At 65.2% G+C, this 24,384-nt stretch carries 20 protein-coding genes, 1 tRNA gene and 2 pseudogenes; 12 read left to right on the forward strand and 11 right to left on the reverse strand.

Annotated elements, in window-relative coordinates:
• Positions 1–148: 148 nt before the first annotated feature.
• Complete coding sequence (locus tag ACVWY3_RS08070; protein ID WP_456837976.1) at positions 149–2,626, reverse strand: PAS domain S-box protein; 2,478 nt, start codon at positions 2,624–2,626, stop codon at positions 149–151.
• Between the two features lie 279 nt (positions 2,627–2,905).
• Here ACVWY3_RS08070 and ACVWY3_RS08075 point away from each other — a divergent pair, with 279 nt between their 5' ends.
• The 4 genes from ACVWY3_RS08075 (at position 2,906) to ACVWY3_RS08090 (ending at position 7,411) form a co-directional block, all read left to right on the forward strand.
• Complete coding sequence (locus tag ACVWY3_RS08075) at positions 2,906–3,982, forward strand: zinc-binding metallopeptidase family protein (protein ID WP_456837977.1); 1,077 nt, start codon at positions 2,906–2,908, stop codon at positions 3,980–3,982.
• A gap of 174 nt (positions 3,983–4,156) precedes the next feature.
• Complete coding sequence (locus ACVWY3_RS08080) at positions 4,157–6,172, forward strand: acetyl-CoA carboxylase biotin carboxylase subunit (protein WP_456837978.1); 2,016 nt, start codon at positions 4,157–4,159, stop codon at positions 6,170–6,172.
• 76 nt (positions 6,173–6,248) lie between these two features.
• A complete protein-coding gene (locus ACVWY3_RS08085) occupies positions 6,249–7,115 on the forward strand; it encodes an isocitrate lyase/PEP mutase family protein (RefSeq protein ID WP_456837979.1) in 867 nt (288 codons plus the stop codon).
• Entirely contained in the window at positions 7,112–7,411 is a 300-nt protein-coding gene (locus ACVWY3_RS08090) for an acylphosphatase (protein ID WP_456837980.1), read from the forward strand. Before ACVWY3_RS08085 ends, ACVWY3_RS08090 begins: the two co-directional genes overlap by 4 nt.
• A gap of 167 nt (positions 7,412–7,578) precedes the next feature.
• On the opposite strand, the gene ACVWY3_RS08095 is transcribed toward ACVWY3_RS08090, so the two are convergent.
• Positions 7,579–9,099, reverse strand: coding sequence for an ATP-binding protein (locus tag ACVWY3_RS08095; RefSeq protein ID WP_456837981.1), 1,521 nt, complete (start codon positions 9,097–9,099; stop codon positions 7,579–7,581).
• Positions 9,100–9,254: 155 nt separating this feature from the next.
• Between ACVWY3_RS08095 and ACVWY3_RS08100 the strand changes: the two genes are divergently transcribed.
• Genes ACVWY3_RS08100 through ACVWY3_RS08110 form a run of 3 tightly spaced genes read left to right on the forward strand, consistent with a single transcriptional unit; the run spans position 9,255 to position 11,927 of the window.
• Positions 9,255–9,812, forward strand: a complete 558-nt coding sequence (locus tag ACVWY3_RS08100) for a GbsR/MarR family transcriptional regulator (RefSeq protein ID WP_456837982.1) — start codon at positions 9,255–9,257, stop codon at positions 9,810–9,812.
• A gap of 16 nt (positions 9,813–9,828) precedes the next feature.
• The gene (locus ACVWY3_RS08105; protein ID WP_456837983.1) at positions 9,829–10,494 is read left to right on the forward strand and encodes a DUF4166 domain-containing protein; all 666 of its coding nucleotides are present in this window, start codon (positions 9,829–9,831) and stop codon (positions 10,492–10,494) included.
• On the forward strand, positions 10,491–11,927 hold the full coding sequence (locus ACVWY3_RS08110; RefSeq protein ID WP_456837984.1) for a TIGR01777 family oxidoreductase: 1,437 nt from the start codon (positions 10,491–10,493) through the stop codon (positions 11,925–11,927). Before ACVWY3_RS08105 ends, ACVWY3_RS08110 begins: the two co-directional genes overlap by 4 nt.
• 4 nt (positions 11,928–11,931) lie before the next feature.
• Here the strand turns inward: ACVWY3_RS08110 and ACVWY3_RS08115 are convergent, their stop codons facing one another.
• Positions 11,932–12,786: a LysR family transcriptional regulator gene (locus ACVWY3_RS08115; RefSeq protein WP_456837985.1), complete on the reverse strand. Its 855-nt coding sequence runs from the start codon at positions 12,784–12,786 to the stop codon at positions 11,932–11,934.
• Positions 12,787–12,899: 113 nt separating this feature from the next.
• Here ACVWY3_RS08115 and ACVWY3_RS08120 point away from each other — a divergent pair, with 113 nt between their 5' ends.
• Positions 12,900–13,340 carry a tautomerase family protein gene (locus ACVWY3_RS08120; RefSeq protein ID WP_456837986.1) on the forward strand — a complete coding sequence of 147 codons (441 nt, stop codon included), beginning with the start codon at positions 12,900–12,902 and terminating at the stop codon, positions 13,338–13,340.
• A gap of 30 nt (positions 13,341–13,370) precedes the next feature.
• On the opposite strand, the pseudogene ACVWY3_RS08125 reads toward ACVWY3_RS08120, so the two are convergent.
• Positions 13,371–14,080 (reverse strand): annotated as a pseudogene (locus tag ACVWY3_RS08125) (DNA helicase).
• A gap of 199 nt (positions 14,081–14,279) precedes the next feature.
• Entirely contained in the window at positions 14,280–15,029 is a 750-nt protein-coding gene (lipB, locus tag ACVWY3_RS08130; protein WP_456837987.1) for a lipoyl(octanoyl) transferase LipB, read from the reverse strand.
• An 82-nt stretch (positions 15,030–15,111) separates the two neighbouring features.
• Between lipB and ACVWY3_RS08135 the strand changes: the two genes are divergently transcribed.
• Positions 15,112–15,354, forward strand: coding sequence for a FliM/FliN family flagellar motor switch protein (locus tag ACVWY3_RS08135; RefSeq protein ID WP_018647371.1), 243 nt, complete (start codon positions 15,112–15,114; stop codon positions 15,352–15,354).
• Positions 15,355–15,525: 171 nt separating this feature from the next.
• Positions 15,526–15,610, forward strand: a tRNA-Leu gene (locus ACVWY3_RS08140).
• Between the two features lie 263 nt (positions 15,611–15,873).
• On the opposite strand, the gene fdhD is transcribed toward ACVWY3_RS08140, so the two are convergent.
• Positions 15,874–16,641, reverse strand: a complete 768-nt coding sequence (fdhD, locus tag ACVWY3_RS08145; RefSeq protein ID WP_456843315.1) for a formate dehydrogenase accessory sulfurtransferase FdhD — start codon at positions 16,639–16,641, stop codon at positions 15,874–15,876.
• Between the two features lie 182 nt (positions 16,642–16,823).
• Here fdhD and ACVWY3_RS08150 point away from each other — a divergent pair, with 182 nt between their 5' ends.
• Both ACVWY3_RS08150 and ACVWY3_RS08155 read left to right on the forward strand, forming a co-directional pair.
• Complete coding sequence (locus tag ACVWY3_RS08150) at positions 16,824–19,145, forward strand: FdhF/YdeP family oxidoreductase (protein WP_456837988.1); 2,322 nt, start codon at positions 16,824–16,826, stop codon at positions 19,143–19,145.
• 23 nt (positions 19,146–19,168) lie between these two features.
• A complete protein-coding gene (locus ACVWY3_RS08155; RefSeq protein WP_456837989.1) occupies positions 19,169–19,777 on the forward strand; it encodes a cysteine hydrolase family protein in 609 nt (202 codons plus the stop codon).
• Between the two features lie 20 nt (positions 19,778–19,797).
• Here the strand turns inward: ACVWY3_RS08155 and ACVWY3_RS08160 are convergent, their stop codons facing one another.
• The 5 genes and pseudogenes from ACVWY3_RS08160 to ACVWY3_RS08180 all read right to left on the reverse strand — a co-directional run bounded on the left by ACVWY3_RS08160 (position 19,798) and on the right by ACVWY3_RS08180 (position 24,375).
• Positions 19,798–20,577 carry a Crp/Fnr family transcriptional regulator gene (locus tag ACVWY3_RS08160; RefSeq protein ID WP_456837990.1) on the reverse strand — a complete coding sequence of 260 codons (780 nt, stop codon included), beginning with the start codon at positions 20,575–20,577 and terminating at the stop codon, positions 19,798–19,800.
• A gap of 148 nt (positions 20,578–20,725) precedes the next feature.
• A pseudogene (locus tag ACVWY3_RS08165) lies at positions 20,726–21,841 on the reverse strand (DUF305 domain-containing protein); the annotation flags it as partial.
• Positions 21,842–21,886: 45 nt separating this feature from the next.
• Positions 21,887–22,066, reverse strand: coding sequence for a CsbD family protein (locus ACVWY3_RS08170; protein ID WP_456837991.1), 180 nt, complete (start codon positions 22,064–22,066; stop codon positions 21,887–21,889).
• A 157-nt stretch (positions 22,067–22,223) separates the two neighbouring features.
• Entirely contained in the window at positions 22,224–23,825 is a 1,602-nt protein-coding gene (locus ACVWY3_RS08175) for an alpha-amylase family glycosyl hydrolase (protein ID WP_456837992.1), read from the reverse strand.
• Positions 23,818–24,375, reverse strand: coding sequence for a hypothetical protein (locus tag ACVWY3_RS08180; RefSeq protein WP_456837993.1), 558 nt, complete (start codon positions 24,373–24,375; stop codon positions 23,818–23,820). The genes ACVWY3_RS08175 and ACVWY3_RS08180 overlap by 8 nt, the downstream gene beginning before the upstream one ends.
• Positions 24,376–24,384 lie beyond the last annotated feature (9 nt).

Raw genomic sequence — 24,384 nt, forward strand, 5'->3', positions numbered from 1 at the left:
AGATCCGGAACCCATACCGCGGAATCTGTCTTGAGGCACATGCGTCGTCGTTCTTCGCCAAACCCAATCCTGTGGTTATGGGTCCTCCGGATCGGCGCGCGCTTGAAGCGCGCTTGTCCGGGACGACAGCGTTTTACTTGGTTCACAATCACCTCGCCACCGACAGCTTCTCCGTGATCGCCTTGCGCAGGATGCGCGACAGCGACTCCACCGAATACGGCTTCTGGATCAATTCAAATCCGCGATGGGCGTTTTCGGCGAGCACGTTGCTGTAGCCGCTGGTGAGCACCACCGGCAGGCCCGGATAGCGCTCCCGGATCACGCCGGCGAGATCGACGCCGTTCATGCCGGGCATGATGACGTCGGAAAACACGAGGTCGACGGCGAATTCGTTCTCGCCGAGGATTGACAGTGCGGCATTGGCGTTGGCGACGCGGCGTACCACGTAGCCGAGGTCTTCCAAGAGCTCGGTCGAGAACTGGCCGACATCGTCATTGTCCTCGACCACGAGCACGCGGTAGCCGCGCCCCGTGGTTGCGGCCTCGCTGGTCAGCGCTGCGGCTTCCTTCTCGGCGGTGGGCGACTGCGCCTGCGGCAGGTAGATGGTGAAGGTCGCGCCCTTGCCCTGCGTGCTCGTCACCGCGATGTCGCCCTCGGACTGCTTGGCGAAACCGAAGGCCTGGCTGAGGCCGAGCCCGGTGCCCTTGCCGACCTCCTTGGTGGTGAAGAACGGCTCGAAGATGGCGTCGATGTTTTCGGGTGCAATGCCGCCGCCAGTATCCGCGACCGAGATCGCGACATAGTCGCCGCCGCGCGCCGATTGCGCGCGCAGGCTGGGAATCCCGGAGACCTTGCGCACCGCGATGGTGAGACGGCCTTCGCCCTCCATGGCGTCGCGGGCGTTGATGGCGAGGTTGATCAGCGCGGTCTCGAACTGCGCGATGTCCGCCACTGTGAAGCAATCGGTGTCACGCACGTCGACGGAGATATCGATCCGGCCGCCGACCAGCGGCCGGATCAGTTGCGCCACGCCCTCCACCTGGCCGCCGACGTTGAAGATCTGCGGCTTGAGCGGCTGCCTTCGTGCGAAGGCCAGGAGCTGTGCGGTCAGCTTGGAAGCGCGCTCGACGGTGTCGGAGATGGCATCGACATAGCGACGGCGGCGCTCCTCCGGCAGCTCGCGCCGGCGCAGGAAGTCGGTCGCCGAGCGGATGATGGTGAGCAGATTGTTGAAATCGTGCGCGACGCCGCCGGTGAGCTGCCCGATCGCCTCCATCTTCTGCGACTGCCGCAGCGCTTCCTCGCCGCGGCGCCGTTCGGTGATGTCGACGGCCTCGGGCACCGCGCCAGTGATGTTGCCGTGGCGGTCGAGCACGGGACGCATGCTGAACTCGAAATCGCGCTCGCCGATCGGCAGGCGCAGCCGCATCTCCAGCCGTACAGCGTCGCCGCGGAGCACAGTGTCGAAGGCTTCGCGGACGACGGCGCTCATGCCGTGGGTTCCGGTGAACCAGGGCGTTTCCCACAGCAGCTTGCCGATCACGTCCGCGGGGCTCGCCTTGATGCCGTCAAGCGCGGTGTTGTTGGCGTAGAGGAGCGCTCCCTCGAGATTGACCAGGCCCTGATACTGGTTGCTGGTCTCCAGGATCGCGCGCAGCCGCGCCTCGTTGGACTCGAGCTCGGCGGTGCGCTCGACGATACGCTCTTCCAGCGTCTCGTTGAGCCGGCGCAGCTCGATCTCGGCCTGCTTGGCGACGGTGACGTCGTGGGCGACTCCGATGAAGCCGATATGCTTGCCGGTCGGGTCCCAGCGCGGCTGCGATTCCGAGCGCAGCCAGCGCCATTCGCCGCTGGCGTTCTTGTAGCGCGCCTCCAGCACGAATGGTTTGAGCGACGCCTCACCCTGGACGGATTGCTGGAGCACATGCGGCAGGTCGTCCGGATGCAGCACCTTGCGCCAGTCGAAATCGATCGCCTGGTCATAGGGCAGGCCGACGAAATCGACATAGGCCTGGTTGGCAAAGGAACGCTTGCGGTCGAGCTTCGTGACCCAGATCGGCACTGGCGCGCTGTCGGCGATCAGCCGGAAGCGCTCCTCGCTCTCGCGCAGCGTCTCGCGGGCCAGCGCCTGGTCGGTGATGTCGATATGGGCGCCAACGAGGCGGATGGCGCGACCGTCGCCGTCGCGCTCGATCTTGGCGACGACGCGGATCCAGCGGGTCTCGCCGTCGCTGGGGCGAATGATGCGGTACTCGGCTGTGTAGTCCTCACTGGTCCCGGCCAGTGCATCGAAGAAATGCTTGACGGTCGCATCGCGGTCGTCGGGATGGATGCGATTGATCCAATCCTCGTGTGTCTCGTCGGCCGCCTCGGGAGGCAGCCCATGGATCATCAGATATTCGGGCGAGCGGCGGTTCCGAAAACCCTCCCGGAAGTCGACCTCGAGGCCGCCGACCTTGCCGATGCGCTGGATGCGCGCCAGTTCGGCCTCTCTCTCCTGGAGCGCACGATATGCTTCATCACGCTCCCTCGCGATGTCTTCGAGGTGCTGGCGCAGCCTTTCGGCAGCAAGGGTCTCGGAAGTATTGTCGTTCAAGGCGTCGGCCGTTGTGATGCGAGAGCGCACGTGCCGGGCCGATATTCACACAGACGAAGCGTGATGACCATTGCCTACGGAGGAATATGTCGGAAAGCGCCATCAAATTGCGTGGCAGCTGCAAAGCTCCAAGACCCAGCAGATGCGTCTTTGACCATCTGGTGGCCCCAGGTGGATGCTGCCGGCTATGAACGAAACCTGGCGTCTGGCAATTTGTTCCCGACAGTGGAACGATAGGCCCTGCGGGCGCGTCTTCGCGAGGCGCCCCAACTCTCATTCGCAAAACTCCCTTTCCCGAGAGGCTAAATCTTGAAGCTCTTTGTCTGTCAGGCCTGCGGCAACGTCCTCTATTTCGAGAACCGCGCCTGCGAACGCTGCGGCCATCGGGTCGCCTTCCTGCCCGAGAAGGAGACGATGTCGGCGATCGAGCCGGACGGGGAGGCTGAAGCCAAGGCCTGGGCCACGCTCGCCGACAAGGGGAGGGGGCGTATGCTGTGCCGCAACGCCGAGTACGACGCCTGCAACTGGCTGACGGATGCAGGCGATGCCACCGGCTATTGCCGCGCCTGCCGCCACAACGGCATTGTGCCTGACCTCTCCGATCTCGCGCAGCTCGCTCGCTGGCGCGAGCTGGAAATCGCAAAACACCGCCTGTTCTATTCGCTGATCCGCTGGAAGCTGCCGCTCCAGACCCGACAGGACAATCCCGAGCACGGGTTGATCTTCAACTTCCTCGCCGACGATCCCAGCAGCGGACAAAAGATCATGACCGGCCATGACAACGGCCTGATCACGATCGCGCTCACCGAGGCCGACGATATCGAGCGCGAGCGGCGGCGGCTGGAGATGGGCGAGCCTTACCGCACCCTGCTTGGGCACTTCCGCCACGAGGTCGGGCACTATTTCTGGGACGTGCTGGTGCGCGACGGCGGCAAGCTCAGGGAATGCCGCGCGGTGTTCGGCGATGATTCCGCCGATTACGGAGAGGCCCTGCAGCGCCATTACGCCGAGGGCGCGCCGGCGAACTGGCAGCAGAACTACGTCTCGGCCTATGCCACCACACATCCGTGGGAAGATTTCGCGGAGACCTGGGCGCATTATCTCCACATCGTCGACACCCTGGAGATGGCCGCCGAGTTCGGCTTGGAGGTGCGCCCCAAGGTCGACCGCGACGGGGAGCTGTCGGCGCGCATCCGCTTCGACCCGTACGAGGCCAGGGACGTCCAGGCGCTCGTCGACGCATGGCTGCCCTTCACCTTCGCCATGAACAGCGTCAACCACGCCATGGGCCTGCGCGACCTCTATCCCTTCATCCTGTCGCCGGCCGTGGTCGCCAAACTGGGCTTCATTCAGAGCCTCGTCCGGGGCGTGGACGGCAAGCCGTAGGCGACCCCGGGGGCGCGTCCGGCCGTTTCGGTCTTGCGCTGGTACGCCAGAGGGGCCGGATTTAGACCGTTGCCTCCGGCTCATTTTAATGTACCACGGGAGCCACACGGCCCGTTCCCATAGGCTGCAACGGTCAGGAAGGGGTCCCGCCCAAGGTCGAGACTCAAGAAAAGCATGTTCAATCGCATTCTGATCGCTAATCGCGGCGAAATCGCCTGCCGGGTCATCAAGACCGCTCGCCGCATGGGAATTCAGACGGTCGCGGTCTATTCCGAGGCCGACCGCGACGCCCTCCATGTCGAGATGGCCGACGAGGCCGTTCTGATCGGCCCGCCCGCGGCGGCCGAGAGCTATCTGGTGATCGAGAAGATCGTCGAGGTCTGCCGGAAGACCGGCGCCGAGGCTGTCCATCCCGGCTACGGCTTCCTGTCCGAGCGCGAGGCGTTTCCGCGCGCGCTGGAAGGCGCCGGCGTCGTCTTCATCGGTCCCAACCCGGGCGCGATCGCGGCCATGGGCGACAAGATTGAGTCCAAGAAGGCGGCCGCCAAGGCCAAGGTTTCGACCGTGCCCGGCTATCTCGGCGTCATCGAGGACGACAAGCACGCGGTGCGCATCGCCGACGAGATCGGCTATCCCGTCATGATCAAGGCCTCCGCCGGCGGCGGCGGCAAGGGCATGCGCATCGCCCATTCCAAGGCCGAGGCCGCTGAGGGCTTCAATCTGGCTAAGGCCGAGGCCAAGGCCTCGTTCGGCGACGACCGCGTCTTCGTCGAAAAGTTCATCGTCGATCCCCGCCACATCGAGATCCAGGTGCTGGGCGACAAGCACGGCAACGTGATCTATCTCGGCGAGCGCGAATGCTCGATCCAGCGCCGCAACCAGAAGGTCATCGAGGAGGCGCCGTCGCCGCTGCTCGACGAGGCTACGCGCCGCAAGATGGGCGAGCAGGCCGTCGCGCTGGCCAAGGCGGTGAATTACGATTCGGCCGGCACGGTCGAATTCGTCGCGGGGCAGGACAAGAGCTTCTATTTCCTGGAGATGAACACGCGCCTCCAGGTCGAGCATCCCGTCACCGAGCTCGTCACCGGCGTCGATCTCGTCGAGCAGATGATCCGCGTGGCCGCCGGCGAGAAGCTCGCCATTGCGCAGAAGGACGTCACGCTCACGGGTTGGGCCGTGGAATCGCGCCTCTATGCGGAAGATCCGTTCCGCAACTTCCTGCCTTCGATCGGGCGCCTCGTGAAGTATCGTCCGCCGCCGGAAACCAGCCAGGACGGCATCACCGTGCGCAACGACACCGGCGTGCAGGAGGGCGGCGAGATCTCGATCCATTACGATCCGATGATCGCCAAGCTCGTCACCCATGCTCCATCGCGCGCGGCCGCGATCGAGGCCCAGGCGACCGCGCTGGATTCGTTCTATGTCGACGGCATCAGGCACAACATCCCGTTCCTGTCGGCGCTGATGCATCATCCACGCTGGCGCGAGGGAAGGCTGTCGACCGGCTTCATCGCCGAGGAATTCCCGAAGGGTTTTGCGGTGCGCGCGCCCGAAGGCGAGGTCGCGCGGCGAATCGCTGCGGTCGGCGCCGCCATTGATCATGTGCTCGGGGAGCGCAAGCGGCAGATCTCGGGCCAATTGGGCGGCAGGATCGTGCAGCGCGAGCGCCGGCGCGCGGTCTGGCTCGACCGCCAAGAGATCTTGCTCGAGGTCGGCCGCGAAGGCGATGCCATCGCGATCCGCTTCATCGATGCCGAAGGCAAGGCCGGCAACGCGCATTTGTTGCAGTCGCCATGGAAGCCGGGCGATCCGGTCTGGCAGGGCACCATCGACGGCCACCTCGTCGCGGTACAGGCGCGGCCGATTGCCAACGGCATCCGCCTCGCGCATCAGGGCGTCGAGGTGCCGGTCTATGTCTGGACCGAAGCCGAGGCGGCCTCCGCGCGGCTGATGCCGGTGACGGCAGCCTCCGACAGCGGCAAGAAGCTGCTCTGTCCGATGCCCGGCCTCGTTGTCTCGATCGCGGTGAGCGAGGGGCAGGAGGTCAAGGCCGGCGAGACGCTCGCGGTGGTCGAAGCCATGAAGATGCAGAACGTGCTCCGCGCCGAGCAGGACGGCACCGTGAAGAAGATCCACGCCAGCGCCGGCGCGACGCTCGCGGTGGACGCGCTGATTTTGGAGTTTGCGTAAGGAGCGTGAGTGGGGCTCTCGCCCGTCCCCACAAGCACCGTCATTGCGGCCGCGTCGCAATAGTTGAGAGGACACCATGGCCTTTCGTTCCCGCCGCGAGAAACTGCGTTCGATCCTGTCGGGCTCGGCTTGCGTCCATCCCGGCTCGGTCTATGACGCGATCTCGATCCGCATCGCCGAGGATCTCGGCTTTCCGCTCGGCATGTTCGGCGGTTCGGTCGCATCGCTCGCGGTGCTTGGCGACCCTGATGTCACGCTGATTACGCTCACCGAACTTGCCGAGCAGATGCGGCGGATGTCGCGCGCCGCCGCGCTGCCTGTGCTGGTCGATGCCGACCATGGCTATGGCAATGCGCTCAACGTCCGCCGCACGGTGCAGGAGCTGGAGACGGCGGGCGCCGCCGGCCTCACCATCGAGGATACGCTGCTGCCCGCCGCCTTTGGCGAGCCGAAGACGCAGCTGATTTCGCTGCAGGAGGGCGTCGGCAAGATGAAGGCCGCGCTCGATGGCCGCAGCGATGCCTCGCTGGTCATCATGGGCCGCACCGGAGCTGCCTCGATCACCTCGCTCGACGATGCGATCCGCCGGGCGCAGGCCTATGAGGCCGCCGGCGTCGATGCGCTGTTCTTCACCGGCATCAAATCGCGCGCGGAGCTGGACGCGATTGCGGCTGCGACGCGCCTGCCGATCGTGCTCGGCGGCGCGCCCGAGGACTTGAGCGCGCTCGATTATCTCGCCGGCCGGCGCGTGCGCATCGCGCTTCAGGGACATGCGTCGATCGCGGCGGCGATGCAGGCGGTGTACGAGACGCAGAAGGCGCTGCGCGAGGGCGCGGCACCGAAAGCGCTGAGGGGATTGCCGTCAGCAGAACTGACCAATCGCGTCATGCGCGACGCCGAGGTAAAAGCGCGCAGCGCCGATCTTCTCGGACTGAAGAAATGAGCCGGGCGATCCTCCAGGTCATGATCCGTGGGCGCGTGCAGGGCGTCGGCTATCGCGCCTGGGTCGAGTATCAGGCCGCCGCCAGCGGCCTCGAAGGCTGGGTCCGCAACCGTCGCGACGGCAGCGTCGAAGCGCTGTTCGCGGGAACGCCGAAGCACGTCGCCGACATGGTCGCGCTGTGCCGGCACGGACCGCCGTCCGCGCGCGTGGACAGCGTGACGAGTGAGACTGCCAGTGCGGACGAGCTCAATCTGCGCGGGGCAGGGGAGAAGTTCTCGGTGTTGCCGACGGTGTAGGCGATCTCACAAGAGGTCGTCATGCGTGTCCCGCCTGCGCAGCCGAAGCCGGTTCGGCGAGGCGAAGGCCGGGCATCATCGTTCTTCGTGCAACCGGGCCAGGCGGGGGTGGCCGGGCCAAACACCAAGCCCGGGCCATGACGGCGCCGAGGTGGGAAGGTGAACAATCACCTCGGCAGCTTCGAAATCGCTTCGCTCAGCTCGTGGATCTCGTACGGCTTGCGCAGAATCGGGAAATCGCCGCGTATACCGGAGGCGACGTCGCTGTAGCCGGTGGCGAGCAGGACCGGCAGGCCGGGGCGGATCTGGCGCAGAAGATGGGCGAGGCCGAGCCCGTCCATCTTGCCGGGCATGACGATATCGGAGAACACGAAGTCGACGCCGTTCGTCTCGATCTCGCGCAAGGCCGCTTCGGCATCGGAGACGCGCCGTACCTGGTAACCGAGCTGCTCCAAAAGGCCGATGCTGACGAGGGCGACGTCCGGATTGTCCTCGACCAGCAACACGGTGCCGCTGCCGCGGAACGATCCACTTCCCGTCGCCTCGCGCGCTGGCGCCCCTTCGGCGCGCGGCAGGAGGATGGTGAAAGTCGTACCCTTGCCGAGCTCGCTCGCGACCTTCACGGTGCCGCCGGCCTGATGGGCAAAGCCGTGCACCTGGGACAGGCCGAGGCCGGTGCCCTTGCCGATCGGCTTGGTCGTGAAGAACGGCTCGAAGATCTTGTCGAGAACGTCCGAGGGAATGCCGAGCCCGGTGTCGGCGATGTCGATCGCGACGAATTCGCCGGCGAGGGACGCTTCATCCAGCACGACATTGCGCGCACGGATCGTCACCGTGCCGCCGTCGGGCATCGCGTCGCGGGCGTTGATGACGAGATTGAGCAGCGCAGTCTCGAGTTCCGAGACATCGGCCTTAATCGGCCAGACGTCGCGGCTGACGTCGTAGGTCACGCGCACGGAGCTGCCGACGCCGGCATCGAGCACCTCGCGGATCGCGCCGATGCGGTCGGCGAAATCGATCGCCTGCGGATTGACGCTCTGCCGCCGTGCGAAGGTGAGAAGCTGGTTGGTCAACGCTGCGCCGCGCTTGGTCGCCGTCTCGATCGCCGAAATTGCGCGTTCGAGCTTGGCTTCATTATCGGCGCCCCGCTTCAACACGTGGAGGCTGCCGCTGATGATCATCAAGAGGTTGTTGAAGTCATGAGCGACGCCGCCGGTGAGCTGGCCGAGCGCATCGAACTTCTGGGACTCGGCGAGCTGCTTCTGCATCGCCTCGAGCTTGAGCTGCGCGTTGCGGCGCTCGGTGATGTCGCGTGTGATCTTGGCGAAGCCGACCAGCTCGCCGTCCTCGTAGATCGGATCGATCACGACGCTGGCCCAGAGGAACGTACCGTCCTTGCGGACGCGCCAGCCTTCCTCCTCGTAGCGGCCCTTTTCCCTGGCGATGCCGAGCGCACGCGCGGGCTTGCCATCGGCGCGGTCGGTCTCCGTGTAGAAGCGGGAAAAATGCTGGCCGAGGATTTCCTCGGGCGAATAGCCCTTGATGCGCTCGCCGCCGATATTCCAGCTGGTGATGATCCCGTTGGGGTCCAGCATGTACAAGGCGTAGTCCGCGACTCCTTCAACCAGCAGCCGGAAACTGCGCTCGCTCTCGAACAAGTCTCTCTGCCGACTGAACTTTTCGACCATTCCGGAACCCTGCCTGAACGGGGGCAAACGCCACAGCTCGGCAAATTGTTCCCGTGCCTGGGACATTTTTAGGCAAATCTCGCGGGCGGTATGCAGGGACGGCCCGGCCGCTCATCGCGCTTGACAATCAATGTTATTTATCAGATGTTTCTGTTATGACAGAAATAACCGGAAAGAAGAAACTCCCTGCCGCCGCCGAGCGCTTCATCCTGCATTGGGGTGACATGGGGGACGGGTGGGGCGTCAATCGCTCGGTCAGCCAGATCCACGGGCTGCTCTATCTGGCCGAGGCGCCGATGACGGCCGAGGACATCGCCGACACGCTCGGCATGGCGCGGTCCAATGTCTCCAACTCGCTCAAGGAGCTGCTCGCCTGGAACCTGATCCGGCGGGTGCCGATCCTCGGCGACCGCCGCGACCATTACGAGGCCGAGACCGACATCTGGGAGGTCGCTGTCCGCATCGCGGCGCGGCGCAAGGAGCGGGAGATCGATCCGGCCATCGTCGCGCTCAGGGCCTGCGTGTCCGCTGCGACGGATGATCCGACCATCAGTCCGGTCGCGAGCAAGCGGCTGAAGGAGATGCTCGCCTTCACCGAGCTCGCGGACCACTGGTTCATGCAGATGCTGAAGGTGCCGCGGCCGCGGCTGGTTGCCTTGATGCGGCTTGGCGAGAAGATCGCCAACCTGCTGCCGCCGGGCAAGGCCAAATAGAGGTGAGGAGGTTGCGATGACGTCGGCGAGATTATCAGGCTCCAACGTACCAACCTCCGCTCACACCAAACTGCTCGATGATCGCCGCTTCCGCAGCCTGCTGTCGGACGAGGATTGGGGCCGCCTGCCGCTCGCGACCTGGCGGCGCTTCTCCAAACGCGTCGCCGACGGCGACAGCGTGGTCTATGTCGGTGTCGTCGACGAGGTCGCCTTCAGCGACATCGGATGGTGGCTCGCACAAGTCGCGCGGCTGATCGGCGGGCCGCTGCCCACGGGGCGCGACACCGGCGTGCCCATGATCGTGACTGTTACCGAGGACGGCGCGACGGGAGGTCAGACCTGGACCCGCATCTGCTCGCGCAAGCGCGGTTTTCCGCAGGTGATCCATTCGGCAAAACGCTTCGCCGGTCCGACCGGGCTCGAGGAGTATGTCGGCTTCGGCGTGTCGATGGCGCTCCGTATCGCGGTCGAGGGACAGGCGCTGACGTTCCGCAGCGCCGGTTATGGGCTCCAGCTTGGACGTCTCTGGATCCCGCTGCCGCAATGGCTCACGCCGGGCGATCTCACCGTGACGCACAGCGATCTTGGCGAGGGCGCGTTCCGCTTCACCCTCGATGTCATTCATCCGCGTTACGGCGCGCTGATCCACCAGTCCGTATTGTTCAGGGAGGCCGTATCATGACGCCGCTCTTGTGGACGCTCATCGCCATCCAGATCGTGATGGGCGTGTTCGACACCTTCTATCACCACGAATTCACCGAGCGCCTGGCCTGGCGTCCGTCGCAGCGTTTTGAGCTCAAGCTGCACGGGATCCGCAACATGCTCTATGCGCTGCTGTTCCTGCTGCTCGGCTGGCTCGAGGTCTATGGCGTGCTGGCGCTGCTGATCGTCGCGGTGCTGGTGGCCGAGATCATCATCACGCTGATGGATTTCGTCGAGGAGGATCTGAGCCGAAAGCTGCCGCCGAGCGAGCGCATCAATCACACGCTGCTCGCGATCAATTACGGCGCCATCCTGGTTCTGCTGCTGCCGGTGCTGATCGATTGGGCGATGCAGCCGTTCGGCGTAAGGATGGTCTATCAGGGCCTGCTCAGCATCGCCGCGACCGGCTGCGCGGTTGGCGCGTCGCTCTGCGGCATCAGGGATTTTGCGGCCATGCGGCGGCTCGGCCGCATGCGAAGCGTTCCTGCCGAGGGCCTGGTCGAAAAGTTGCCCGGCCGCAAGACCGTGCTGATCACTGGCGCCACCGGCTTCATCGGCAGCCGCCTTGTGGCGAGCCTCAGCGGGGCGGGGCATCACGTCATCGCGCTGATCCGTAACCCCGCCAAGGCCGAGATGTTGCCGCCGCCGGTCACGCTGATCACCAGCCTCGATCAGCTTGCCGCGGATACGCCAATTGACGCCATCGTCAATCTCGCGGGAGAGCCGATCGGCAACGGCCTGTGGACTGAGGCGAAGCGCGCGAAGATCATCGGCTCGCGCATCGACATGACCGGCGAAGTCGTCAAACTGATCGCGCGGCTCGAGCGCAAGCCCGAGGTGCTGGTCAGCGGCTCCGCGATCGGCTGGTACGGCCTCTGGGCCGACCAGGTGCTGACGGAATCGGCCAAATCTCACGCCTGCTTCAGCCACGAGCTGTGCGCGGCCTGGGAGAAGGCGGCCGGGCCGGCCGAGGAGCTTGGCGTCCGCGTGGTGTACTTGCGCATCGGCCTCGTGCTCGGCACCGAAGGCGGCTTCATTACACGGATGCTGACGCCGTTCGAGTTCGGCCTTGGCGGTCCGCTTGGCACCGGGCGGCAGTGGATGTCCTGGATCGAGCGAGACGACCTCATCCGGTTGATCGCCTATGTGATGGCAACGCCGGATCTCACCGGGCCCGTCAACGCCACCGCGCCGATCCCGGTCACCAATGCAAAATTCACGGAAGAGCTCGGCCGTCGTCTGCATCGGCCCGCGGTGTTCCGTATCCCGGGCGGGCTGTTGCGCAGGATCGGCGGCGGCTTTGCCGACGAGCTTTTGCTGGGCGGTCAGCGTGTGCTGCCGAACAAGGCGCTGAGCCGCGGCTTTGTCTTTCGGCACGAAACGCTGCGCAGCGCGTTCGAGGCAATCCTTTGAGGTTTCAGGTGGCGGCTGCACTTCGAAACGTTGCCGTCACTGCGCGCAACGCTGCCAGTTTTACGGGATCGCTGACCTTCGAATGCAGCATCACTTTCGAGCTGCCGAGCTTCGGCAGTTTGTGCGCGGGCCCGATATCGATCAGCCCGGGAGGCGCGATCCGCCGCGCCAGCGGCGCGATCGCGAGGCCCGCCAGCGCAGCGGCGACAACCGCGGTGACACCGCCGCCGACAAAACGCTCGCGCCAGGCGACACTGGCCTTGTCGAGCGCGCGCACCGCGATGGCGCGGACGCCGCAGGGCGGGGCGAGTGTCGCGAGCGGCAGTGGCTCGCCCTTCGGCAAGGCGAAGCGCCGTGACGCGAACCAGCCGAATTCGTCCTCGGCCAGCTCTTCGCCGCCACGGCGGCTGCCTTCCTGGCGGACGATCACCGCATCCAGCTCGCCTGCATCATAGGCATCCTGCATCTCGCGCGAGAAGCCGATGGTGACGGCGAGGGTGAGGTTCGACGACATCGCATGCAGGCGTTCGAGCAGAGGCACCAGTTCCGGGCCTGCCGCGTGGTCGGAAATGCCGAGCGAGAGCGACTGTGTAGCCGGCGCCTCGCCCGAGAGCGCGAGGTCATGCGCGGCCATCAGCGCCCGGGCGCGATCGAGGAAGCTGGCGCCGTCGGCGGTGAGCCGGACCGCACGCGGCGAGCGCTCGACGAGGCGTTTCCCTAGCAAGGTCTCCAGCCGTTGCAGCTTGAGGCTGACCGCCGCCTGGGTCGTGCCGAGCGCCTCGGCGGCGCGCGTAAAACTCTGGAGGTCGGCGACCAGCAGGAAGGCCTGGACGGTGGCGATGTCGAGTGTGGCTGTCATTTTGATTATTTATCATTCGTATCAGCAGAGATAAGGTACCAAAATGACAGGAGTAGGTCTAGCTTCTCACCAACGCCGCGCAAGACCTGCGCGACATCTCGAGGAGAACGACCATGCCCCTGATCACCGTATCCTACACGTCGTCCCGCCAGTCGCCGTCGCTGAAGGCCGACATTGCGAGCGCAGTCTCGGAGCTCACCGCAAAGATCCTGCACAAGGATCCCGCGGTCACCGCCATCATCGTGAAATCGGTCGATGCGGGCGATTGGTTCGCCGGCGGCAAGTCGCTCGCCGAGCAGAAGCTCGCCAGCTACTGGATCGACATCCATGTCACCGAAGGCACCAACACCAAGGACGAGAAGGCGGCCTATCTCGCCGCGATGTTCGAGCGCATGGCCGAAATTCTGGGCCCGCTGCATCCTGAGACCTATCTGCATGTCGACGAGGTCAAGGGCGATGCCTACGGTTTTGGCGGCCTGACCCAGGAGCGGCGTTACATCGCCGGCAAGCTCGAGGTTTCGCTGAAGCGGCGTGAGGCCGCAAGCCGCGGGTGAGCCGTCTCACCCGCGGCCGCGTCGGTTGGATCAGCTCGCCGCGCGGAACTGAACTTCGGCGTTGTTGATGAAGCACGTCTTGTCGAACAGCGTCAGTCCAGCGGGTTCGGCAGCCTGACGTCGCTGAGATCAGGACAGGGCTTGATGGAGGGATCGTAGGACCGGTACTGCGAGATGAAGACGACGATCAGTCCCTTGTCGCGCGCGAAGGATTTCAGCGCGCGCACCTGAACGGTCAGGTCGGGGTTTTCCCGCCGCTGGTCAAGCAGTTGCAGATAATCGATCACGACGATTGCGCCGCGAGGAGCCGTCGCCATCTGCTTCACCACGTAGTCGGCGCTGATCACGTCGGAGCAGTCGACCTCGAGCATGTCCGCGAACTGCGCCGGCTCCACGCCGATCGTGCGCAGGCGATCCAGCACATCCCTCTCGGTATATTCGAGCGAGAAGAACGCGGCGCGACGGCCTGACTTCATGGCTTCGACGGCAAGTTCGAGGCTCATCAGCGTCTTGCCCTGGCCGGGACGCGCGCCGACCAGCACGAGGTCGCCAGGCTGAATTTGCGGGAACAGCTTGTTGGCCGGAGTCATCGCCGCCGCCTTCGCCGCGAGCATGCTCCAGGCGGAAAACCGTTCCGTCGCAGCAATGCGGTCGAGCGCAGCGTGCAGCGGAATGCCTTGCTCGCGCGACAGGCGCTTTGCTTTACGCTTCAGATGATAGATCGGCGCAGAAAGTCTCATCGTCAAAACCTCCCATTGCGAGCAGAAAGCGCAATCCCTCCTTATGCCTGGCGCTCGAACAGTCGGTCCGATGTTGAATAGCCCGGCATGATGTCTGCTTTCGCGGCGGAGGGGGGAGGCGTGGGCGGCACCGGAATCGAGCATAGTTGATTCCGTGGCGTGCGGAGAACACGCGCGGTCGGGCTCAGGGAGAAAAATGTTAGACAGCTGCTTCCGGCACCAACGCTTTGGTTGGCCCGAACAGCTCCTCAAACGCCTGCCGAAGCGCGATGTCGACATCGGCCATGGTTGCGAGCTGGCCGAGATCGACCAGCGAGGTGACGCCATAGCGGGGATCGGCGACGCCGCAAGGAACGATGCCGGCGAAATGCGACAGCTCCGGCTCGACATTGATGGAGATGCCGTGGAACGAGACCCAGCGCTTCAGCCGAACGCCGATCGCGGCGATCTTGTCTTCGTGCTCAGGCCCCTTGTCGGGCCGCTTCACCCAGACGCCGACCCGGTCCTCGCGCCGTTCGCCGCGGACGTTGAAGGCGGCGAGTGTCCTCAGGATCAGCTCCTCCAGGCTCGCCACATAGGCCCGCACGTCCGGCCGGCGCCGCTTGAGGTCGAGCATGATGTACGCAACCCGCTGGCCGGGCCCGTGATAGGTCAGCTGCCCGCCGCGCCCGGTGGCGAAGGTCGGGAAGCGGGGATCGAGCAGGTCGCTTTCCTTGCCCGAGGTGCCCGAGGTGTAGAGCGGGGGGTGTTCCAGCAACCAGACCAGCTCCGGCGCCTCGCCGGCCGCGATGGCGGCGACGCGCGCCTCCATTTCGGCGACGGCGTCCGGATAGGGCACCGGTGCGTCCGAGATGCGCCATTCGGCGGGCTCACCGCCTGAGACGGAAAACGACGTTAAATCGAGCTCTTGACGTTGGTTTGGGCGGGGGTTTTGAGGAGAATTAACCATTGGCTAACCATAACGTGGTGATCATCGCGGGAGCAAATGCCAAGCTCTTTGGCCCCAGTCCCAAGTTGCGGCGGTCCTGACAGTGCCCACTCTCGATAAAGTCACCGTGGATCTCATGGTCGTCCTCGGGACGACCACCATGCCGATCCATCAAGTATTACGTCTTTCCCGCGGCGCCATCATCGAACTGGACGCAACCGAGGCCGACGAGGTCAAGGTTCTCGCCAACAATCTGCCGGTGGCCTCCGGCGTCGTGCTGGTCGACCGCAATCGGATCGCGGTCGAGGTCAAACAGATGCTGCCGCGCTCGCCTGGGACCCGGTAGGGCCCGTGGCACAGCGGCCCCCCGGGGGCAGCCCGGTCGGGCAGGCACGGAACATTTTTGTCCCAAGCTTGTGGAAGTCAGGGCTTCAGCAGACTTGTACCCCACTGATGGATTTGTTAGATCGGCGCCGTTGATGCGGCGGGCCTTCAAGCCTCAAGCCGGCATTCCCAAGCGCTCGTGGCGGAACTGGTAGACGCGCTGCCTTGAGGTGGCAGTGAGTAAAATCGTGGGGGTTCGAGTCCCTCCGAGCGCACCACTTCCCTTGAAATTACTGATGTTTTTGGCTCGCGGGGGCGCGCTTGGCGTGACCTCTCCACAGGGTATCCACAAGGATATCCCCGGGGAGGTTCACAGTTTGCGTTGGTCGGATTGGCGTCGCCGAGGGCTTGGGTCGGGCGTGGAATCACGGGCAGGCCCCGGAGAGAGGCTCCCTAAAACGCGATCAGGGCCGCACAGTGCGGCCACCTATTGAGTCGATTGCCTCGCTAAGTACGAACGCCGCGGGGCGCGCGTGCCGGTTCAACCGCGAAGTCGGGCCGGATGGCTGAAGATCTCGAATGTGTCTCCCCGCGCGACACCGACGAGCGTGATGCCGCTGGCCTCCGCCGTTCGCACGGCAAGCGCGGTCGGCGCCGATATCGCGACGACAACGCCGGCACCGATCGCTGCGGTCTTCTGCACCATCTCCACCGAGATGCGGCTGGTGAGGATGACGGCGCCTGTGCGCCCGGATGTGCCTTCGAGCGCGAGGGCGCCGGCGAGCTTGTCGAGTGCATTGTGGCGGCCGACGTCCTCGCGCACGATCATGGTTCTGCTGCCTGGCTCGAAAAATCCGGCGGCGTGGGTGGCGCGTGTCATGTGATTGAGGATTTGCGACTCGGAGAGCGCCGCGATGGCCGAACTGATCTGCTCGCGCGTGAGGCCCGTCGCCCGCTCGACCGGCGGCGCGATGCGGCGCGCTTCGTGCAGGCTGTCGATGCCGCACAGGCCACAACCGGTCGGTCCGACCAGGTGCCGCCGTCGCTGCTTCAGCCGGCGTCCGGCGTCTGGCCGCAGCCATAGCCGCAGCTCGATGCCGTCGGCGCCGGGAACGACCGTGAGTTCCTCGATCTCGCCGATGTCTGTGATGATCCCCTCGGTCAGGCTGAATCCGAGTGCGAGATCGGTCAGGTCGCCGGGGCTCGCCATCAGCACGGCAGTCGTCGTGCCGTCATAGACGAGCGCCACCGGAGATTCCTCGGCCATGATGCGTGCGTCGTGCGTGCCGCTCGACGTAAGCCGGGGCATTTTCACCGAGGCCGCGGGTGTCGAGACGCGATCGCGTGCGCTGAACTGGGAGCCGTGCATGCATGCTTGCCTTACGTCTGTTCATCGACGCGCGAGCGTGAGCAAGGTTCCCAAACGCCTAGGAACTTGCGATGGCATCTCGGGTTCTTCGCGTTCAGGCTTGCACGATCGAAGGACATGTCATGCGGCAAAAGGCAAAGGTCGAGACCTACGATGGTCCGGCAGGTGGCTGGGGCTCGCTCAACGCCGTTGCTCACATCCTGACGCAGGAAGAGGTCGCGATCCTCGGCAGCGAGATCCTGCTCAAGCAGAACAAGCCCGATGGCTACATGTGCGTGAGCTGTTCGTGGGCCAAGCCGGCAAAACCGCGTCCGTTCGAGTTCTGCGAGAACGGTGCCAAGGCAACCGCCTGGGAGATCACGCGCAAGACCGTGACGCCGGAGTTTTTTGCACAGCACAGGCTGGCCGAGCTGCAAACCTGGTCCGATCACCAACTGGAGGAGCAGGGGCGCCTGACGACGCCGATGCGTTACGATCGCGCCAGCGACAAATATCTGCCGGTTGGCTGGGACGAGGCCTTCCGGGAGATCGGCGCGGAGCTGAACCGGCTCGATCCGCATTCCGTCATCATGTACACGTCCGGTCGCGCCTCGCTCGAGGCGAGCTACATGTACCAATTGTTCGGCCGGATGTACGGCACCAATAATTTCCCCGACAGTTCCAACATGTGCCACGAAACCACGTCGGTGGCGCTGCCGGAGGTAATCGGAGTTCCCGTCGGCACCGTGTTGCTGGAGGATTTCGAGACCACCGATTGCATCTTCTTCTTCGGTCACAACACCACGACCAATGCGCCGCGCATGCTGCATCCGCTCCAGGAGGCGGCGCAGCGCGGCGTGCCGATCGTCGTGTTCAATCCGCTTCGCGAGCGTGGCCTCGAGCGCTTCGTGAACCCGCAAAATCCTGTCCAGATGATTGCGGGCGGGACCCGCATCAGCTCGCAATATCATCAGGTGCGAGTCGGCGGCGACGCTGCGGCGATCATCGGGATCTGCAAATTGGTGATCGAGGCGGATGATCGCGCCGTAAAGTACGGCGAGCCGCGCGTGATCGACGTCGATTTCATTGAGCAGCACACCACGGGATTTGAGGAGTTCGCGAGGTTCTGCCGCGAGCAGGAATGGAGCGAGATCGAGCGAGCCTCGGGTCTGCCGCAGTCGGCAATGCTCGCGGCCGCCAACACCTACATGGCGGCGAACGCCGTGATTGCGAACTACGGCATGGGCCTCACCCAGCACAAGCACGGCGTCGAGACGACAAAGATGATCGTCAATCTGCTGCTGCTCCGCGGCAATATCGGCAAGCGCGGGGCCGGGATCTCGCCGATCCGCGGCCACTCCAACGTCCAGGGCCAGCGCACGGTCGGCATCTCCGAGAAGACCAAGCTCGTGCCGCTCGATAAGCTTGCCAAGCTCTACGGTTTCGAGCCGCCGCGATGGGATGGTCTGTCGACGGTGGACGCCTGCGAGGGCATCCTGAAGGGCGAGGTTCGCGGCTTCGTCAGCCTCGGCGGCAATTTCCTCCGTGCTGTTCCCGAGCGGTCGTTGATGGAGCCCGCATGGTCACGTTTGCGCCTGTCGGTGCAGATCGCGACCAAGCTCAACCGCACCCATCTCGTGCCGGGAGAGATCACCTATCTGCTGCCGTGCCTTGGCCGGATCGAGATCGACGAGCAGGCCAGCGGCGCGCAGGCGGTGTCGATGGAGGATTCCACCGCCTGCATCCATGGCTCGCGCGGCCAGCGCAGGCCGGTGGCCGAACATCTTCTGTCGGAGCCGGCGATCATTGCCGGTCTCGCCAAGGCGACGTTGAAGCCCAATCCCAATGTCGATTGGGACGCCTGGGTCGGCGATTACTCGAAGGTTCGGGACGCCGTCGAGCGCACCTATCCCGATCAGTTCAAGGACTTCAATGCGCGGATGTTCGAGCCCGGCGGTTTTGCGCGGCCGCTCGCGGCGCGCGAACGGAAGTGGAAGACCCCGAACGGCAAGGCGAACTTCACGGTTCCGAAGGCGGCCTTCGCGCCGCCGCGCGAAAACGACGGCGTCTACGAGCTGATGACGATGCGTGCGGACGGGCAGTTCAACACCACGATCTACACCGAGGACGATCGCTTTCGCGGCATCGCGGGCAGCCGCTATGTCGTGTTCATGAACCCTGCCGACATGGAGGACGACGGGCTGAAGGCGGGAGACACCGTCACGCTGGTGACGGAAGCGGGCGACGGCGTCGAGCGCAGTCTGAGCGAGCTCCAGGTCGTGCCCTACGCCATCCCGCGCAGGAACATTGCGGGCTACTATCCGGAATGCAACGTGCTCGTGCCGCTCTGGCATTACGCGGAGGGCAGCAAGGTCCCTGCGGCCAAATCCGTTCCGGTACGCCTGTTCAAGGACGTCCTTCCCGAGATCATCGACGGTGCAGAAGCCCCGATTTCGGCGAGTTGAACGCGAGCTGGCGGTGACGGAGGATGAGGGACGGCACGTCGAAAGTTGCTGATATCACCAGCGCCGCCCACCTCTGCATCGACATGCAGAACATTTTCGCGCCCGGCGGCCTATGGGCGACGCCGTGGATGGAACGGGTGTTGCCGACGATCGCCGCGATCGCGTCGCGCTATCGGGAAAGAACGATCTTTACGCGCTTCATCACGCCGCAGGATCCGGAAGATCGCCCCGGCCAGTGGCAGAGTTATTTTCACCGTTGGCGTGAGGCTACGCGCAGGCACCTGCCGCCCTCCGCGCTCGACCTCGTGCCGGCGCTCGGCCGGCTCGTTCCGCCCGCAGCGGTCGTCGACAAGCCGGCCTATTCGGCGTTCAGCAATCCCGCTCTTGCGCGCCTGCTGGTCGCAAAGCACGTCGGCACGGTCGTCATCACCGGAGCGGAGACGGATGTCTGCGTGCTGTCGACGGTGCTGAGCGCCGTCGATCTCGGGTTCAGGGTCGTCATCGTCGAAGACGCGCTGTGCAGCTCGTCCGACGTCGGGCACGATGCGCTGATGACGATGTATCGCACCCGCTTCCACGGCCAGGTGGACCTCGTGACCGCAGAAGAGCTTGCGGAGTTCTGGCGCGCGTAGAAGGCGCGCCTCGAAGCGGCTCAAGCGAGCGCGACGGCCGGCACCGCTCTCGGGTGCGGCAGCCGCGCATCGCTCCTTGCGGACCGCAGACCAAGATAGGCCGGATCGAAGCCGGCGAGCCGGACCAGTCCCGGCCAATTGGTGATCGTGATGGTCTTGCCCTGCCATTGCAGCAGCTTGCAGCGGCGCAGCTCCTGGATGGTGCGATTGGCGTGCACCGCGGAGATGCTGCAGGCGGCCGCGATGTCGGACTGGGTAAAGGGCGAGGACAATCTGAAATCCGTGGCGAGACCCACGATTTGCAGACGCGTGGTGATCTCGCAGATCAGATGCGCCACGCGCGTCAATGCATCGCGGCTGCCGAGATTGACCGTCCAGTTCCGCTGCACGGCGTGATCGGCAAGCAGCATCAGCAGCAGGGCGTGCGATATCGCCGGCGACCGCGCCGCCATCTCGCGAAAGAAGCGGTGCGGCACGAGCGCGACGACGGCGGGGCCGAGCGCGATCAGATTGCCGTCGATGCGCGGACGATAGAGCGTGTGCAGGTTGGCGATGTCGCCGGCCACGCAGATCGACGTGATCTGCCCGTCCTGGGTTTCGGTATTTTGCCAGGAGAGATAGCCTTGCAGCACCAGGCAGCATTGGGTCGCCTCGTCGCCATGCCGCAGAATGGCCTGACGTGCGCCGACATGCGCGATACCGCTCGGCATGTCCGCGAGAAGCCCGAGATCGTCGGCGGTCAGGTCGGCGAGGCTCGCCAGACGATCGGCGAGCCTGGAGTAAGCAAATCCTGCTTGCATGCGATGTCCGATGCCCACCGCCCGTGCCGGACTTTGACTGAGAAGGACGGCCGAACGCATTAACCTTTGATACGTTTGCCTCGGCGAATGGGCCGTTTGGGAATTGTGTTCGCCAATCGGCTCGCCGAGCCGATGTTCCCAGCGCGCAATTGACGTTGTCACCGCGCATGTTGCGGAAGGCGGTGATGACAGCGGCAACGCCATTCACGCCTTGCATGAGCGCGATCTCGCCCTGCTGCTCGTGGCGAATGGCATGGGCCATGATGCGCAGGCGCAGATCACCGCGGCTGTGCCACATCTGGTCAGCCATCCTGACCGCGCCTCTGTGATGCTTGCTCATCGCTGCGACGAACAGCGCGTCGAACTGGTCGGCCGGCGCGCTCTTGATCTGGCGCATCTCGTTCGGCGTCAGGAAGCCCGGCATGGCGGCACGTTCCTCTGTGCTGCAATCCGGCATGTCCGTGTCGAACCAGCTCAGCCACCAGGTCTCGAAAATCCTGTTCTCGCCGGTCTGGCTCGCGACCATCAGCATCGCGAGCTTGCGCAGATGCGGGTCGCGGGCGCGTTCGGCGCCGATCTGCGCGAGCTCGATACCCTGCGCGTGGTGCGTCGTCATGTGGCGAAGATAGGCCTGGTCGGCATCCTTGTCGCGGCCCATCCACGGCAACTCGTAGCCGACGCTGCCGAGCAGCGCGATGGTGCCGAGCATCGCAAGCACGGCAACCGCGCCGGTGATCCAGGCATTGGTGAAGCGCACGTCTCGTGCCGGCGCGTTGCCCGGCATCCAGCGCAGTCCGGCGAACAGGGGATACATCACGGCGGAAGAGCCGTGGACGAGCAAGCCGATCCAGTAGGGCTGTTGCAGCGTGAACAGCGGCTGCCAGAACGGAAACAGCGGCGCCAGCACGAACCATTCCATGGCCGAGGAGAACACCGCCCAGGGCAGCGCGAGCAGCAGGATCGTCAGCGGCCGCAAATCGGCGGTCCAGCGCCCGAGCGCGCCGAAGAAGACCAGCGCCCAGGAAAAATCCGCCCATTGGTGGAAGGCGATGCCGGTGAGGATCGCGCTCCACGACGGCTCGGCGCTGATCGCCCAGTCGCGCGCCGGAATGGCCGCGACCGTCATCCAGTCGACCGCCGCATCGCGGCCAATCCGGGTGGCGAAGAGCTGGCTGACGATGGTCGAGAAGCTGCTACTGATCAGGCCGAGCGCGGCAGCGGCGATCCAGCGTGAACGCCGCGACCGTGCGGAGAGCAAAGAGATGCTTCCGCCGGTGTGTTGAAGGGAGACGGCCGGCTGCACGGCGGTTCACGTGAGTCGCTTGAGCTTCTTCAGCGGATTGAGCTCGCTCGGCTGACCCTGCTCGTCGCGGCCGCGCTCGGCTTGCATCTTGCCCTCGTCGTGGAGATCCTGGTCGCCGATGATCTCGCCGACGGCTTGCCTCGTCTTGCCGACGATCCGCTCGCGAAGATCCTTGGTCTTGCCCATGAGCTGCCTCCGATATGACCTGCCTCCAGGCTCACGCCGCGAGCCCCGGCGCTTGAAGGTGGGAGCGCCGGGGCTGCGGTCTGGTGCGCTTCCGGCAGCGGGGGGACGCCGGAAGCGTTGATGAGACTCGCCGGCGCGCCGATGGTTCCTGCGGCGATCACCGGGTCTCCAGCGCGATGATCACGCCTTCATTGCCCCGGAGCAGCACGGTGGCGTCCGGCAGCGCCGCGGGCGGCCGGTCGAGATGCGTCGACATCAGCAGGCGGCCATGGCCTCGCCAGTGCCATTTGCGCGGCTCGGCGGCGATGTTGAGGGCGACCAGGATCTCGTTCCGGCCATCGGTTCGCCGGTAGGCAAGTACGTCGTTTTGTGCGCGCAGCGGCTTATAGCCGCCCTTTCGCAGGCACGCATGCTCACGCCGCAGCGTCATCAGCGCGCGAAACAGCGCCAGGATCGAGCGTTCGTCGTGCTGCTGCGCGGCCACGTTGAGCGCGCCATCACGCTCCAGCGGCAGCCAGGGATCGCCGGTGCTGAAACCGCCATTGCCGCTGTCATCCCACCGCATCGGCGCGCGTTCGGGATCGCGGCACAGCCCGTATCCTGGCACCAGCTTCTCGAAGGGATCGCGGACGCGATCGGGCGGAATCGGCACCCGCTTGCGGCCGATCTCGTCGCCCATATACAGGAACGGCGTCCCGCGCAGCGTCATCAGCAGCATCGCCAGCACGCGCATCTGCGCTTCGCCGATCTTGCTCGCGATCCGCTGCTTGTCGTGGCCACCGATCAGCCAGACCGGCCAGGCGTGGTCGGGCAGGGCGTTATAATAGGCGTCGATCGCCGCTTGCAGCGACAGCGCATCCCAATGCGCGTCGAGCAGCGCGAAGTTGAGCGGCAGATGCAGGCGCGGCCGGTCGTTGCCGTAGAAGTGACCGATGCGGTCGGTCTTGCCCTGCACCTCGCCGCAGAGCAGCCGCTCCGGATAGGCGTCGATCACCTCGCGGATGAACTCGATGCAGTTCATGGTCTCCGGCCGGTCGTCGGTGAAAACAGGCGTCTGACGCTGCGGCGGCGGTTTGCCCTGGGCCTGCGGGTTTGGTGGATTGTCGCGCAGCAGCGCATCTTTCATCAGGACCGCGCTGGCATCGACGCGAAAGCCGTCGACGCCGCGGTCGAGCCAGAACCGCATCACATCGGCGATCGCGGCGCGCAGCTGCGGATTGCGCCAGTTGAGGTCAGGCTGCTCGACCAGGAAGGAATGATAGTAATATTGCCGCCGTGCCTCGCACCATTCCCAGCCGCTTCCGCCGAAGCGGCTCAGCCAGTTGTTGGGCGGCCCGCCGGTCTCGGCCGCATCGGCCCAGATGTACCAGTCGGCCTTGGCGCTGTTGGGCGAGCTGGAGCTCTCGACGAACCATGCGTGATCGTCCGCGGTGTGATTGGGAACGAGATCGAGGATGAGGCGGATGCCTTCGGCGTGCAGCGCCTCGCGCAGGCGGTCGAAATCATCGAGGCTGCCGAAGGCAGGATCGATCGAGCAGTAATCCGAGATGTCATAGCCGAGATCCCGGAACGGGCTCTTGTAGATCGGCGTCAGCCAGACCGCGTCGACGCCGAGCCATTTCAGATAATCGATGCGCGACATCAGGCCGGCGAGATCGCCCTTGCCGTCGCCATTGGAGTCCTGGAAGGAGATCAGCGCGATCTCGTAGATGACGGCGGATTCCCACCACGCACCTGCTTCACGGGACCGTTCAGTCATCGTCTCGCTTCACCTCGTCATGCTTGGCGTGCGCGGCGATCTGCTTCGCCGCGCTGCGAGCGTTCTCGATGCCCTTGGGGAAGCCGCTGCGGTTCGGATAGAGCTTGCGGCGTGCATCGCGCGGCGGCCGGCGCGGCTTGGTGTCCTGCGCCGCGCGGTAGTCGAGCATGGCGATGCCGCCGACCATCAGCAGCGCCAGGGCGATATTGCCCTTCCTGGGATTGTCTGATGTCAGCCCCGAGAGCAGCGCGGCGGCATCGAGGCCGTCGCCGCCCACGCGCGCCCACAGGCCAGCGTTCTTGTCGACCGAGAGCGACATGATCCCGGCCAGGATCTCGCGCACGCCGAAGGCACGCACCAGCGTCTCGCGGCCTTCCATGCCCAGCGTTTCGGTGACGCGTCGCGGCGCGAAGAATTCCACGACACCGAGGCCGATGCTGAACCAGCCGAGCGCGCGGGCGAGCTGGTCTTCCGGCCGTTTCAGGCTCGGCCCACCCTCGATGATCTTCGGATCGCCCTTGGTGCGCACGATGTTGGAGAAATGAAACATGAGCTTGCT

Source organism: Bradyrhizobium sp. USDA 4486, assembly GCF_054057995.1.